Consider the following 14,683-nt stretch of genomic DNA (forward strand, 5'->3'; position numbering starts at 1 on the left):
CTCGCCACTCATCTCTTCATTTTGACCACTTATCCCCAAAAGCCATTTTTTAAGCGGCTTTTTTGTTAGACTGGTTTTATCAAAAGGAGAGAGAACATGATATTACAAGCTAAAAACATCAGTAAACGATATGGAAATCATTTAGCCGTAAACAATATTCATTTACAGTTTGAAAAGGGAACCTTTAATGCGATTCTAGGACCAAATGGGGCGGGGAAATCAACGACGATTTCCATGTTGATTGGTTTGAAACAACCAACGCAAGGTGAAATCATCTATGAACCAGGTACTAAAATTGGTGTGGTCTTCCAAACCAGTGTTTTAGATGAGATGCTAACGGTTAGAGAAAATTTGACCATTCGTGCGAGACAGTACAAAGACCTAAAACCAAATCGTGTGTCTGATCTTATTGATCGGCTAGGTCTATCAGCTTTCCAAAAGCAGAAATACGGGACGCTTTCAGGTGGCCAAAAGCGTCGGGTTGACATTGCGCGTGCCCTGCTCTCACAACCAGATATTCTGTTCTTAGACGAACCAACGACAGGTTTGGATATCCAAACCCGAAAGTCTATTTGGGATTTGCTCTATCAATTGCAGAAAGAAGAGGGGATGACTGTTGTTTTGACCACGCATTATCTTGACGAAGCAGATGAAGCTGATCAGATTTATATTGTAGACCATGGGGAAGTGATTGCTCAAGGATCGGCACTAGATATTAAGAGTCAGTATGCTACTAATATCTTGAAGATTCGTTTCAAGGAGATGCAGCAGATAGAAAGTCTCAAATCTTCGGGAATGTCAGTAGAGCAACAAAGTCAATTGGAGTATATTTTTCAACCCAAGAGTGAAAGGGAAGCCATTGATTACCTGGCGCAAGTTAGAGATAATCTAGCCCATTTTGAGTTTCGTCCAGGGACCATGGATGATGCCTTTATTGCACTTACAGGAAGGGAGGTTCGCTAATGCTAGCCTTACTAAAGCGAAATTTTTTATTGTACTTCAGAAATCGTTCAGGAGTTTTCTTCTCTCTGTTGGGAGCCTTGATTTCCTTTATTCTTTATATTATTTTTCTTCAAAAAAATCTAACAGATGCTTGGGCTCAGCTCCCCAATAGTGGTCCTGTGTTAAATAATTGGTTAATGAGTGGGACGCTGGCTGTGACAGGGATTACGACAAGTCTGGCTGCCCTGACTCAGTTAGTAAAGGACCGTGAACATCAAGTAGATCAGGATCTTTATTTATCGGATCAAGGAAAGTGGCGGTTACCATTTTCGTATCTAACGAGCGCAATCATCATCTCTTTTTTCATGCAAGTCCTTATGTATGTGCTGATGTGTGGCTATTTTAGAGAAGTTCCAACCCTTTCTCTATTACCTGAAGTGCTCCTCATCATGTTGCTTAGTAGCCTGCTTTCTAGCTTAGTAAATGCCATTTTTGTTTATTTTTTCCAATCCGTAGACAGTCTTGGAAAGTTTGCGACCATAGTGGGTACAGCTTCCGGTTTTTTGGTAGGGACTTATGTACCTTTAGGTGTTCTACCTGATTTTGCACAACTACTAATGAAATGTACTCCAGCAACTTATATTGCTGCACTTTATCGACAAGTACTCATGAAAGAAGCAGTGAGCGAAACCTTTAAGGGGCGAGATGATCTTCTTCGAGAATTTCAAGAAAAAATGGGTGTTCAGCTCAAATGGCAAGCCTTATTGACAAAGGAACAAACATACCTTATAGTGTTAGGTGGTATTCTTCTAGCTTTGGGGATTTGGGTTCCCTTAGCAAAAAGATCGAGTAAAAGAAAGTAAGTGAGAATTGGAGTAGGAATGAAGATTCGTTTTGAGGAAAAACAGGATATCCCAGAAAACGACCCTTGTGTGGTCATTCAAGCCAAGCAATTATCTGATCAAGCACGAGAGGTGATGGACTATCTCGAACAGTTTTCGACAGTGAATCAAGTAGTGATTCCTATCAAAACAGATGATCATTTGATTATGGTGAAAATTGATGACATTATTCTAGCCGAGATTGATAAGAATCAGCTAACCATTTATACGACAGACAAAACGTTCACCGTCAGAGATACTTTGACAAATTTTCAACATCGGATTAATCGTCGTAATTTTTTACAGATATCACGCCACGCGGTGATGAATATCGACCATTTAGAATCGCTATCGGATAGTTTTTCAGGCAATATGATGGCTAAACTGACACGCGGAGTGAAATCAAGTGTCAGTCGGAAATATGTCAAATCCTTGATGGATTATTTAGGGGTATAGGAGAAAGTGATGAAACGATTTATAGCTTATTTTGTATCTGGTATGAGGACAGGTTCCTTCTTTTATTTGTGTTTGGTGTTATTATCCCATGTCTATCCCAACATCGTCTATCCTGCTGTGAATGTACGCAACATTCTAGCGATCTTTTTAATGAGTGGAACAATGGGAGTCTTGACGTTCATTCTTGAGGAAGAAGAGTTTTTGACCTATAGTTTGCGTGTGGTCCTGCATTTAGTTGTGACAGCTACCATCTTAGCATTGACCTACTTATTTTTTGGCTGGGGGGCAGCCTTACGGAGCCCGATTCCTTGGTTGATCTTTCTAGCCATTTACGGCCTGATCTGGCTTTATCAGATTTGGCAGCTCCATAAAAAAACTCAACGAATCAACCAAGCTTTGTTGCATCGCAGAAAAGGGAAATAGTCCCAGAAAAATGTGTATAAGAAAACCACGAAGTTCATACGAAACTTCGTGGTTTTACTTTCTTAATAAGTCAAAACAAAGTATTTTTTCTTACCGCGACGGATAACGGTCAATTCATTTTCTAATTTATCGCTATCGCTCAAGACATAATCAAGGTCTTGGATGCGTTCGCCGTTGACGTAGATAGCTCCGTTTTGAACATCTTCGCGGGCTTGGCGTTTAGAGTTGACCACACCAGCTGTAACCAAGAGTTCAACAATGTTGAGGTTGTCTTCTGCTTGGACCTGGTAGTTTGGCACACCACGAAGTCCTTGTTTGAGTTCTTTAACAGAAAGGTTTTTGATGTTTCCTGCAAAGAGTTGTTCTGTGATGTTGAGGGCTTCCTTGTAGGCTTCTTCGCCGTGGACAAGGGTAACCACTTCACGCGCCAAGATCTTTTGAGCCAAGCGTTCATGAGGAGCAGCTTCAAACTGTTTACGGATCTCTTCAATCTCATCAAGTGACAAGAATGTGAAGATCTTCAAGAAGCGCACAGCATCCGCATCCATCACATTCATCCAGAATTGGTACATTTCGTATGGAGATGTTTTGTCTGCATTGAGCCAGACTGCATTGCCTTCTGATTTACCGAATTTCTTACCAGTTGCATCTGTGATCAAAGGCACAGTCATAACATGACCAGTTTTATCTGCTTTACGACGCATCAACTCAGTACCAGCTGTCATGTTTCCCCATTGGTCAGATCCACCGATTTGAAGGGTTACATTGTGTTCTTGGTTGAGGACGTAGAAGTCATAGCCTTGCATGATTTGGTAGGCAAACTCTGTGTAAGAAATCCCTGTTTCAATCCGTTTTTTAACAGATTCTTTACTCATCATAGCATTGACTGTAAAGTATTTTCCGACATCACGAAGGAAGTCAATAAAGCTAATGCTTCCGAACCAATCGTAGTTGTTGACCATTTCGGCTTTATTGTCACCATTTTCAAAATCGAGGAAACGAGACAATTGCCCTTGAATGGAGCGAACCCATTCTTGTACAGTTTCTTTTGTTTGGAGACTACGTTCAGCATCTTTGAAGGACGGATCTCCAATGAGACCAGTCGCACCGCCAACGAGCGCATAAGGTTTGTGGCCTGCTAGTTGAAGACGACGGCTCGTCAAGATGGCAACCAAGTGACCAAGGTGAAGGCTGTCAGCAGTTGGATCATAACCAGTATAATAAGAAACCTGACCTTCTTCCAGTGCTTTGCGTAAGGCTTCTTCATCCGTCGTTTGAAATACCAAACCACGCTCTTTTAGCTCATCAAAAATGTGCATGTGTCTTTTCTCCTTTATAAGTTTATTCATTTCTCTATTCTACCATAAACCGCGGAAATGGCAATGGTTTCCATCATTTTCTTGACCTTACTCAAGAAGATTGAGTGACGATTTCTACGCTCTTGTGATTGAAAACAAAGGGCCTAATCTGCTATAATATAGGGAACAAGGAGAAAGAATCAGTGAATCAATTAAAAGAGAAGCTGCAAGAATTTTGGACGAAGATTCAAAAATTCTTTGCAAAGATGTATACAGAAACTCCGAATAAGGAAAAAAATGAGGAAAGTAGCTGGTCTGTCGGTGATATTTTTGCGACCTTTTTACGAACCCTCAAACTCTTGTGGGATGTCATGATCGCCCTGTTCGTGTGCCTCTTTTTATTTGGCGCAGGGATCGGGATTGGTTATGCGGCGAGCCTCTTTAGTAACGTCAAGGTTCCAAAGACAGAAGAATTGGTCCAGCAGGTCCGCAACGTCAGCAGTGTTTCAAAACTGACTTATTCCGATAAGAGCTTGATTGCAGAAGTGGACAGTGATTTGATCCGTACGCCAGTAGCAGGAGACGCCATTTCGGACAATGTCAAGAAGGCTGTGATCGCTACTGAGGATGAGAATTTTGAAAGCCACAAGGGGGTTGTACCTAAAGCCGTTCTTCGGGCAACACTTGGATCTGTAGCCGGCGTGGGTTCCTCTAGTGGGGGATCAACCCTGACCCAGCAGTTGATCAAACAGCAAGTCGTAGGAGATGCTCCCACCTTTACTCGTAAGGCGACAGAGATTGTCGACGCCCTAGCTTTAGAGAGGGGAATGGATAAAAACGAAATCCTAACCACCTACTTAAACGTCTCGCCTTTTGGACGAAACAATCGGGGGCAAAATATTGCAGGTGTGGAAGCCGCAGCTCAAGGGATCTTTGGCGTCTCTGCGAAAGACTTGTCTGTTCCACAAGCAGCCTTTATCGCTGGCTTGCCACAAAGTCCAATTGTCTATTCCCCTTATGCTGCAGACGGTAGCCTAAAGAGCAAGGAGAATCTCGAGTTAGGTCTGGCGCGTGCCAAAGACGTTTTGTTCAATATGTACCGGACGGGAGTCTTGTCGAAAAAAGACTATGAGACCTATGCTCAATACGACTTGACCAAAGACTTCATGGCTCCAGATGGCATCGAGAAAACACCGCATGACTACCTCTACTTCCAAGCCATGGAAGAAGCAAAAGAGGCCATGTATGATTACTTGATCAAGCGAGACAATGTCACCAAGCAAGACTTGAAAAATAATGAAACCGTCAAGGCTTACCAGGAATTAGCTGAGAGCGAGTTGCGCGAAGGTGGCTACACCATTCAAACCACGATTAACAAACCGGTTCACAATGCGATGCAGGCGGCAGTAGCGAATTTTGGAAGCGTCTTGGATGATGGGACGGGTCTTGTAGAAGTTGGGAATGTCCTTATGGACAACCGAACGGGTGCCGTTTTAGGATTTATCGGTGGACGGAATTTTGACGGCAACCAAAACAACCATGCTTTTGATACAGAGCGTTCCCCAGGTTCTACTATCAAACCATTGTTGGCCTATGGGATTGCCATCGACCAAGGCTTGATGGGAAGCAATAGCATCCTTTCTAACTACCCGACTAATTTCTCAAGTGGTGAGCCAATCATGCACGTGGATAGCCGAGGGACAGCCATGATGGATCTCCGTGAGGCCCTCAATACCTCATGGAATATTCCAGCTTACTGGACTTACCGGACCCTTCGTGAAAAGGGTGTGGATGTCCCATCCTACATGAAGAAAATGGGCTATGATATCCCTGAATATGGCATTGAGAGTCTGCCAATGGGGGGAGGAATTGAGGTCACTGTTGCCCAACATACCAATGGTTTCCAAACCATTGCTAACAATGGGAACTACCTCAAACGCTACATGGTAGAGCAAATCATTGATCGAGATGGGGATGTAGTATACAAGCACGAGGCAGATCCTGTTCGTGTTTACTCTCCAGCGACGGCAACGATTATGCAGGATCTCTTGCGCGGGGTTATTACGTCTGGTGCTACAACGACCTTTAAGTCACGGATTAGCCAAGTCAATCCAACGCTGGCAGGTGCTGACTGGATTGGAAAAACCGGTACCACTAACTCAAATGGGGATATGTGGCTCATGCTGTCCACCCCTAATGTTTCTTTAGGAGGTTGGATTGGCCATGACAACAATGCTTCCATGCAGACCTTGACTGGGTACAACAACAATGCCCAATACATGGCGCAGTTGGCGAATGCGATCTACCAAGCAGATCCAAGTCTCTTCGGAATTCAGGATAAATTCACTCTCGATAAGAGTGTGATCCGTTCTGAAGTGCTCAAATCGACGGGTGAAAGACCGGGTCGCGTCAATGTCAATGGCCGGGATATCGATGTGAGCGGTCAAACGGTGACAAGTCTTTGGGCCAAAAACGGAGCGCCAACTACTCAATACCGCTTTGCCATCGGGGGATCGGATAGCGATTATCAAAGTGCTTGGGCGGCCATTCTCGGTAATAGCAGTGGAAATCAGTCGAATAATAAGAACAATTCGACAACCAATAGTTCATCCAGCAATAGTTCAAATCGAAACAGCTCAAATCGTGGCAATCGACGCTAGTCTGATCCAGTAGAAAACCTAGAGAAAGCCTTGATTTTTGGAGCAAAAAACGGTATAATAGTGATAACTAATTTGTCGTGTGCTTTATTTGAAATATTGTCCAAATAAGAGCTTACAGCAGTTAAATCTTACTTGAATAAGTCGATTTAGCTGCTCTTTTTGTGCCTATTTTTCAGAAAAATCCTAGTTTGTTACACAAATTTAATTTTTCTAAAAATTACAAAAAGCGACGAATGAGGTGAAGAGACAGCTCTTCACGTGATGCAAATCACACAATTGTAGTTAAAACCGGATAGGTGGTGAAAGTCATTTTACCAAGCTATCCTAGTATGGAAAAAGGAGCTAAAAACTTTGGCAGGACATGACGTTCAATACGGGAAACATCGGACCCGTCGTAGTTTTTCAAGAATCAAAGAGGTTCTTGATTTACCAAACTTGATTGAAATCCAGACAGACTCATTCAAAGATTTCTTGGATCATGGCTTGAAGGAAGTATTTGAAGATGTGCTTCCCATCTCAAACTTCACGGATACAATGGAATTGGAATTTGTGGGTTATGAAATCCGCGAACCTAAGTATTCGCTTGAAGAAGCGCGCATCCACGATGCCAGCTACTCAGCACCAATCTTTGTGACCTTCCGTTTGGTCAACAAAGAAACAGGTGAAATCAAGACCCAAGAAGTTTTCTTTGGTGATTTCCCAATCATGACTGAAATGGGAACTTTCATCATCAATGGTGGAGAACGGATTATCGTATCTCAGTTGGTCCGCTCACCAGGTGTCTACTTCAATGATAAGGTGGACAAGAATGGTAAGGTTGGTTATGGATCAACTGTTATCCCTAACCGTGGGGCTTGGTTAGAGCTTGAAACCGACTCAAAAGACATTGCTTACACACGTATCGACCGCACACGTAAGATTCCATTTACAACTCTTGTGCGTGCTCTTGGATTCTCTGGAGATGATGAAATCATCGATATCTTTGGGGACAGCGAATTGGTTCGCAATACCATTGAAAAAGATATCCACAAAAACCCAATGGATTCACGGACAGATGAAGCCCTCAAAGAAATCTACGAGCGTCTTCGTCCAGGTGAACCAAAAACAGCGGAAAGCTCACGTAGCTTGTTGGTAGCCCGTTTCTTTGATCCACGTCGTTATGACTTGGCACCAGTTGGTCGCTACAAGATCAACAAGAAACTCAATATCAAGAACCGCTTGTTGAACCAAACAATCGCAGAACCATTGGTAGATGCTGAAACAGGGGAAATCCTTGTAGAAGCTGGTACTGTCATGACGCGTGATGTAATCGACAGCATCTCTGAACAATTGGATAATGGTTTGAACAAAATCACTTACATTCCAAATGATGCTGCTGTTTTGACAGAGCCAGTTGAATTGCAAAAATTCAAAGTTGTCGCTCCGACAGATCCAGACCGCGTTGTCACCATCATCGGAAATGCTAACCCATCTGACAAAGTGCGTATCATCACACCTGCTGATATCTTGGCAGAAATGAGCTATTTCTTGAACCTTGCAGAAGGTCTTGGCCGTGTAGATGATATCGACCACCTTGGAAACCGTCGGATTCGTGCCGTTGGTGAATTGCTTGCCAACCAAGTGCGTCTTGGACTTTCACGGATGGAACGAAACGTTCGCGAACGCATGTCTGTACAAGATAACGATGTCTTGACACCACAACAAATCATCAACATCCGCCCAGTAACTGCAGCAATTAAAGAATTCTTTGGTTCTTCACAGTTGTCCCAGTTCATGGACCAACACAACCCGCTTTCTGAGTTGTCTCACAAACGTCGTTTGTCTGCCTTAGGGCCTGGCGGTTTGACACGTGACCGTGCCGGATATGAAGTGCGTGACGTGCATTATACCCACTATGGTCGTATGTGTCCAATCGAAACACCTGAAGGACCAAACATCGGTTTGATCAACAACTTGTCATCTTATGGACACTTGAACAAATATGGTTTCATCCAAACGCCATACCGTAAAGTGGACCGTGAAAAAGGTGTAGTGACCAACGAAATCGTTTGGTTGACAGCCGATGAAGAAGATGAGTACATCGTCGCTCAGGCCAACTCTAAGTTGAACGAAAAAGGTGGCTTTGCTGAGCCGATCGTTATGGGACGTCATCGTGGTAACAACCAAGAGTTCCCATCTGATCAAGTCGACTACATGGACGTATCTCCAAAACAAGTAGTTGCCGTTGCGACAGCATGTATTCCTTTCTTGGAAAACGATGACTCCAACCGTGCCCTCATGGGTGCCAACATGCAGCGTCAGGCTGTGCCATTGATTGATCCAAAAGCCCCTTACGTGGGTACTGGTATGGAATACCAAGCAGCCCATGACTCAGGAGCTGCAGTCATTGCTCAACATGATGGTAAAGTTACTTATGCAGATGCAGACAAGGTAGAAGTTCGTCGGGAAGATGGAGCTCTTGATGTTTACCATATCCAAAAATTCCGTCGTTCAAACTCAGGTACGGCTTACAACCAACGTACCCTTGTAAAAGTTGGCGATGTCGTTGAAAAAGGCGACTTTATCGCTGACGGTCCATCGATGGAAAAAGGGGAAATGGCCCTTGGTCAAAACCCAATCGTCGCTTACATGACATGGGAAGGGTATAACTTCGAGGATGCCGTTATCATGAGCGAACGCTTGGTGAAAGAAGATGTCTACACATCTGTTCACTTGGAAGAATTCGAATCAGAAACACGCGATACCAAGTTAGGCCCTGAAGAAATTACCCGTGAAATTCCAAACGTTGGGGAAGATGCTCTTCGTGACTTGGATGAAACAGGTATTATCCGTATTGGTGCGGAAGTAAAAGAAGGCGATATCCTTGTCGGTAAGGTAACACCGAAGGGTGAAAAAGACCTTTCTGCTGAAGAACGTCTCCTTCACGCGATCTTTGGAGATAAATCTCGTGAAGTGCGTGATACTTCTCTTCGTGTGCCTCACGGTGGAGATGGAGTCGTTCGCGATGTTAAGATCTTTACACGTGCAAACGGAGATGAATTGCAATCGGGTGTCAACATGTTGGTTCGTGTTTACATCGCACAAAAACGCAAGATCCGCGTCGGAGATAAGATGGCCGGTCGTCACGGAAACAAAGGGGTTGTGTCTCGTATTGTTCCAGTTGAAGACATGCCTTACCTTCCAGACGGTACACCAGTTGATATCATGTTGAACCCTCTTGGGGTGCCATCACGTATGAATATCGGTCAGGTTATGGAACTTCACCTTGGTATGGCCGCTCGTAACTTGGGTATCCACATCGCAACACCAGTCTTTGACGGAGCAAGCTCAGAAGACCTCTGGGATACTGTAAAAGAAGCTGGTATGGATAGTGATGCCAAGACGATTCTTTACGATGGACGTACAGGTGAGCCATTTGACAACCGTGTCTCTGTCGGTGTCATGTACATGATCAAGCTCCACCACATGGTTGATGATAAACTCCATGCCCGTTCAGTCGGACCTTACTCAATGGTTACCCAACAACCACTCGGAGGGAAAGCTCAATTTGGTGGACAACGTTTCGGGGAAATGGAAGTGTGGGCCCTTGAGGCTTATGGTGCATCAAATGTCCTTCAAGAAATCTTGACCTACAAGTCAGATGATGTCAACGGACGTTTGAAAGCTTATGAAGCAATTACCAAAGGTAAACCAATTCCAAAACCAGGTGTACCAGAATCCTTCCGCGTTCTTGTCAAAGAATTGCAATCTCTTGGTCTTGACATGCGTGTCTTGGACGAAGATGATCAAGAAGTGGAACTTCGTGACCTCGATGAAGGGGAAGACGATGATGTGATTCATGTGGATGACCTTGAAAAAGCACGTGAAAAAGCAGCCAAGGAAGCAAAAGCAGCCTTTGATGCTGAAGAATCAGAAAAATAATCAGTAAAAATGATTGTCTTGTGAGAAACCAATGCTTCTGACAGGATGATTCGATAACAAGATACAGACACAAGGAGGTGGCAAGAAAGTTTTCTTTCTTTCCCCACCTAAGCTGTATCCAAATGAAACAAGTATGAAAACAAGGAAAGGTAAGAAATAGTGGTTGATGTAAATCGTTTTAAAAGTATGCAAATCACCCTAGCTTCTCCAAGCAAGGTCCGTTCATGGTCTTATGGAGAGGTCAAGAAACCTGAAACAATCAACTACCGTACATTGAAACCAGAACGTGAAGGTCTCTTTGATGAAGTCATCTTTGGACCTACAAAAGACTGGGAATGTGCGTGTGGGAAATACAAACGGATCCGTTACAAAGGGATCGTTTGTGACCGCTGTGGGGTTGAAGTAACACGTGCCAAGGTTCGTCGTGAACGTATGGGACACATCGAGTTGAAAGCGCCTGTATCACACATCTGGTACTTCAAAGGCATCCCTTCTCGTATGGGATTGACCTTGGATATGAGCCCTCGTGCCCTTGAAGAAGTCATTTACTTCGCAGCTTACGTGGTGATCGATCCAAAAGATACTCCACTTGAGCACAAATCCATCATGACGGAACGTGAATACCGTGAACGCTTGCGTGAATACGGACCAGGTTCTTTTGTAGCTAAGATGGGTGCAGAAGCCATCCAAGACCTCTTGAAACAAGTGGATTTGGAAGCTGAAATTGCTCTCTTGAAAGAAGAATTGAAGACTGCAACTGGTCAAAAACGTGTGAAGGCTGTGCGTCGTTTGGATGTCTTGGACGCCTTCTACAAATCTGGCAACAAGCCAGAATGGATGGTCCTCAACATCCTTCCCGTTATTCCACCAGATCTTCGTCCGATGGTCCAATTGGATGGTGGCCGTTTTGCTGCCTCTGACTTGAATGACCTTTATCGCCGGGTAATTAACCGGAACAACCGTTTGGCTCGTTTGTTGGAATTGAATGCCCCAGGTATCATCGTGCAAAACGAAAAACGGATGCTCCAAGAAGCGGTTGACGCTTTGATCGACAACGGTCGTCGTGGTCGTCCAATCACAGGACCAGGTAGCCGTCCACTGAAATCATTGAGCCACATGCTCAAAGGGAAACAAGGACGCTTCCGTCAAAACTTGCTCGGTAAACGGGTGGACTTCTCAGGACGTTCCGTTATCGCCGTTGGTCCAACTCTGAAGATGTACCAATGTGGTGTGCCACGTGAAATGGCGATCGAGCTCTTCAAACCATTTGTCATGCGTGAAATCGTTGCGCGTGATATCGTGCAAAACGTCAAAGCTGCAAAACGCTTGGTCGAACGTGGAGATGAACGTATCTGGGATATCTTGGAAGAAGTGATCAAAGAACACCCAGTTCTCTTGAACCGCGCACCGACCCTTCACCGTTTGGGGATCCAAGCCTTTGAACCTGTCTTGATTGACGGGAAAGCCCTTCGCTTGCACCCCCTTGTCTGTGAAGCCTACAATGCCGACTTCGATGGAGACCAAATGGCCATCCACGTACCGCTTTCAGAAGAAGCTCAAGCAGAAGCTCGTATCTTGATGTTGGCTGCTGAGCATATCTTGAACCCTAAAGATGGTAAACCAGTCGTTACGCCATCTCAGGATATGGTATTGGGGAACTACTACCTCACTATGGAAGAAGCTGGTCGTGAAGGTGAAGGAATGGTCTTTAAAGACCGTGATGAAGCCGTGATGGCTCTTCGCAATGGCTATGTTCACTTGCATACACGTGTCGGAATTGCGACGGATAGCTTGAACAAACCATGGACAGAAGCACAACAACACAAGATTCTCTTGACGACTGTTGGTAAGATCCTCTTTAACGATATCATGCCTGCAGAACTTCCATACCTTCAAGAGCCAAATAATGCCAACTTGACAGAAGGCGTTCCAGCTAAGTACTTCTTGGAACCTGGTCAAGATGTCAAAGTAGCGATTGAGAAATTGGAATTAAACGTTCCATTCAAGAAGAAAAATCTTGGAAATATCATCGCAGAAATCTTCAAACGCTTCCGTACAACTGAAACTTCTGCATTCTTGGACCGCTTGAAAGACTTGGGTTATCATCATTCAACCCTTGCTGGTTTGACAGTGGGGATTGCCGATATTCCGGTCGTTGAAGATAAGGCAGAAATTATTGAAGAATCTCACAAACGTGTGGAACAAATCACCAAACAATTCCGTCGTGGTTTGATCACGGATGACGAACGCTACAATGCCGTTACAGCTGAATGGCGTGCAGCCCGTGAGAAATTGGAAAAACGCTTGGTGGATAACCAAGATCCGAAGAACCCAATCGTTATGATGATGGACTCTGGAGCCCGTGGTAACATCTCAAACTTCTCGCAACTTGCCGGTATGCGTGGTTTGATGGCCGCTCCAAACGGACGGATCATGGAATTGCCAATCCTGTCAAACTTCCGCGAAGGTTTGTCAGTACTCGAAATGTTCTTCTCAACTCACGGTGCCCGTAAAGGGATGACCGATACGGCCTTGAAGACAGCCGACTCAGGTTACTTGACGCGTCGTTTGGTTGACGTGGCCCAAGACGTCATTATCCGTGAAGACGACTGTGGAACAGACCGTGGACTTGTGATCCGTGCCATTACTGATGGTAAGGAAATGATCGAGCCACTCGAAGAACGTTTGACTGGTCGTTATACCAAGAAATCTGTTAAACATCCTGAAACAGGTGAAGTCATCGTTGGTCCAGATACCTTAATTTCAGAAGACCTAGCACGTGAAATTGTCAAAGCTGGTGTTGAAGAAGTCACTATCCGCTCTGTCTTTACATGTAACACCCGCCATGGTGTCTGCCGTCACTGTTATGGTATCAACTTGGCGACTGGTGATGCGGTTGAAGTGGGTGAAGCAGTCGGAACTATCGCTGCCCAATCTATCGGGGAACCTGGTACACAGTTGACCATGCGTACCTTCCACACGGGTGGGGTTGCCTCAAATACCGATATCACTCAGGGTCTTCCTCGTGTCCAAGAAATCTTTGAAGCCCGCAATCCAAAAGGGGAAGCGGTCATCACTGAGGTCAAAGGGGAAGTCACAGCGATCGAAGAAGATGCTTCTACACGCACCAAGAAAGTCTTTGTTAGCGGAGCAACTGGTGAGGGCGAATACGTTGTCCCTTACACTGCCCGCATGAAAGTCGAAGTGGGAGATCAAGTTTCTCGTGGTGATGCTCTGACAGAAGGGTCTATCCAACCAAAACGTCTCCTTGCCGTTCGTGATGTCTTGTCTGTTGAAACTTACCTTCTTGCAGAAGTACAAAAAGTATACCGTAGCCAAGGGGTAGAAATCGGCGACAAACACATCGAGGTAATGGTGCGTCAAATGATCCGTAAAGTACGTGTCATGGATCCAGGAGATACAGACCTTCTCATGGGTACTCTGATGGACATTACAGACTTTACAGATGCCAACAAGGACGTCCTTATTTCTGGTGGAGTTCCTGCGACAGCTCGTCCAGTCCTTATGGGAATTACCAAAGCCTCACTTGAAACCAACAGTTTCTTGTCTGCGGCTTCCTTCCAGGAAACAACTCGTGTTCTTACAGACGCAGCGATCCGCGGTAAGAAAGACCATCTCCTTGGACTTAAGGAAAATGTTATCATTGGTAAGATTATTCCTGCAGGTACAGGTATGGCTCGTTACCGTAACTTGGAACCACAAGCGATTAATGAAGTTGAAATTATCGAAGAAGTGCCAGTAACAGATGGAACAGTCGATGAAGTTCAAACAGCTGAAGTCGTAGAAGAATAAGAAAATAAGTCGGAACTACAAGTTCCGGCTTTTTTTTTGAAAAAATTATAAAAATTTATTATTTGAAAAATAATTGTATAATTATTGAATTATTTTTTTACCAAAAATATTAGCCCGGTAAAAGTCGTGCTGTAAATACTTACAATTAGTGATTATATGGATATGTATTCTAAACACCAAAATAATAAAATGACTAACTATTAGTAATTTCTTTATAAAACCCAAAATCGGTTTGACATTTAAAGTCATTGGCGGTAGAATGAAAAAAGATGTACACAAATTAAAAAAA

At 44.2% G+C, this 14,683-nt stretch carries 8 protein-coding genes; 7 read left to right on the forward strand and 1 reads right to left on the reverse strand.

Translation table 11 applies throughout. The annotated features are described in order from the left end of the window. The first annotated feature begins 96 nt into the window (after positions 1-96). From I2F76_RS04905 to I2F76_RS04920, 4 genes are read left to right on the forward strand one after another with little or no spacing between them, the layout of a single operon-like run. The gene (locus I2F76_RS04905; RefSeq protein ID WP_070674615.1) at positions 97-963 is read left to right on the forward strand and encodes an ABC transporter ATP-binding protein; all 867 of its coding nucleotides are present in this window, start codon (positions 97-99) and stop codon (positions 961-963) included. Further along, positions 963-1,805, forward strand: a complete 843-nt coding sequence (locus I2F76_RS04910) for an ABC transporter permease (RefSeq protein ID WP_195487360.1) — start codon at positions 963-965, stop codon at positions 1,803-1,805. The genes I2F76_RS04905 and I2F76_RS04910 overlap by 1 nt, the downstream gene beginning before the upstream one ends. A gap of 18 nt (positions 1,806-1,823) precedes the next feature. Beyond that, positions 1,824-2,279: a LytTR family DNA-binding domain-containing protein gene (locus I2F76_RS04915; RefSeq protein ID WP_031572580.1), complete on the forward strand. Its 456-nt coding sequence runs from the start codon at positions 1,824-1,826 to the stop codon at positions 2,277-2,279. 9 nt (positions 2,280-2,288) lie between these two features. Continuing rightward, the gene (locus tag I2F76_RS04920; protein WP_003009732.1) at positions 2,289-2,702 is read left to right on the forward strand and encodes a DUF3021 domain-containing protein; all 414 of its coding nucleotides are present in this window, start codon (positions 2,289-2,291) and stop codon (positions 2,700-2,702) included. 62 nt (positions 2,703-2,764) lie between these two features. On the opposite strand, the gene tyrS is transcribed toward I2F76_RS04920, so the two are convergent. Further along, positions 2,765-4,021 carry a tyrosine--tRNA ligase gene (gene tyrS / locus I2F76_RS04925; RefSeq protein ID WP_003004779.1) on the reverse strand — a complete coding sequence of 419 codons (1,257 nt, stop codon included), beginning with the start codon at positions 4,019-4,021 and terminating at the stop codon, positions 2,765-2,767. Between the two features lie 182 nt (positions 4,022-4,203). On the opposite strand from tyrS, the gene pbp1b reads away from it, so the two are divergent. The 3 genes from pbp1b (at position 4,204) to rpoC (ending at position 14,394) form a co-directional block, all read left to right on the forward strand. Then, positions 4,204-6,660 (forward strand): penicillin-binding protein PBP1B, encoded by a 2,457-nt coding sequence (gene pbp1b, locus I2F76_RS04930; RefSeq protein WP_195487361.1) that lies wholly within the window; start codon positions 4,204-4,206, stop codon positions 6,658-6,660. 351 nt (positions 6,661-7,011) lie between these two features. After that, positions 7,012-10,581: a DNA-directed RNA polymerase subunit beta gene (gene rpoB, locus I2F76_RS04935; RefSeq protein ID WP_021154278.1), complete on the forward strand. Its 3,570-nt coding sequence runs from the start codon at positions 7,012-7,014 to the stop codon at positions 10,579-10,581. Positions 10,582-10,740: 159 nt separating this feature from the next. Then, positions 10,741-14,394 carry a DNA-directed RNA polymerase subunit beta' gene (gene rpoC, locus I2F76_RS04940; protein WP_129824444.1) on the forward strand — a complete coding sequence of 1,218 codons (3,654 nt, stop codon included), beginning with the start codon at positions 10,741-10,743 and terminating at the stop codon, positions 14,392-14,394. Positions 14,395-14,683: the final 289 nt, after the last annotated feature.

Source organism: Streptococcus parasanguinis (genome assembly GCF_015557775.1).
Taxonomy (GTDB): Bacteria; Bacillota; Bacilli; order Lactobacillales; family Streptococcaceae; genus Streptococcus; species Streptococcus parasanguinis_AA.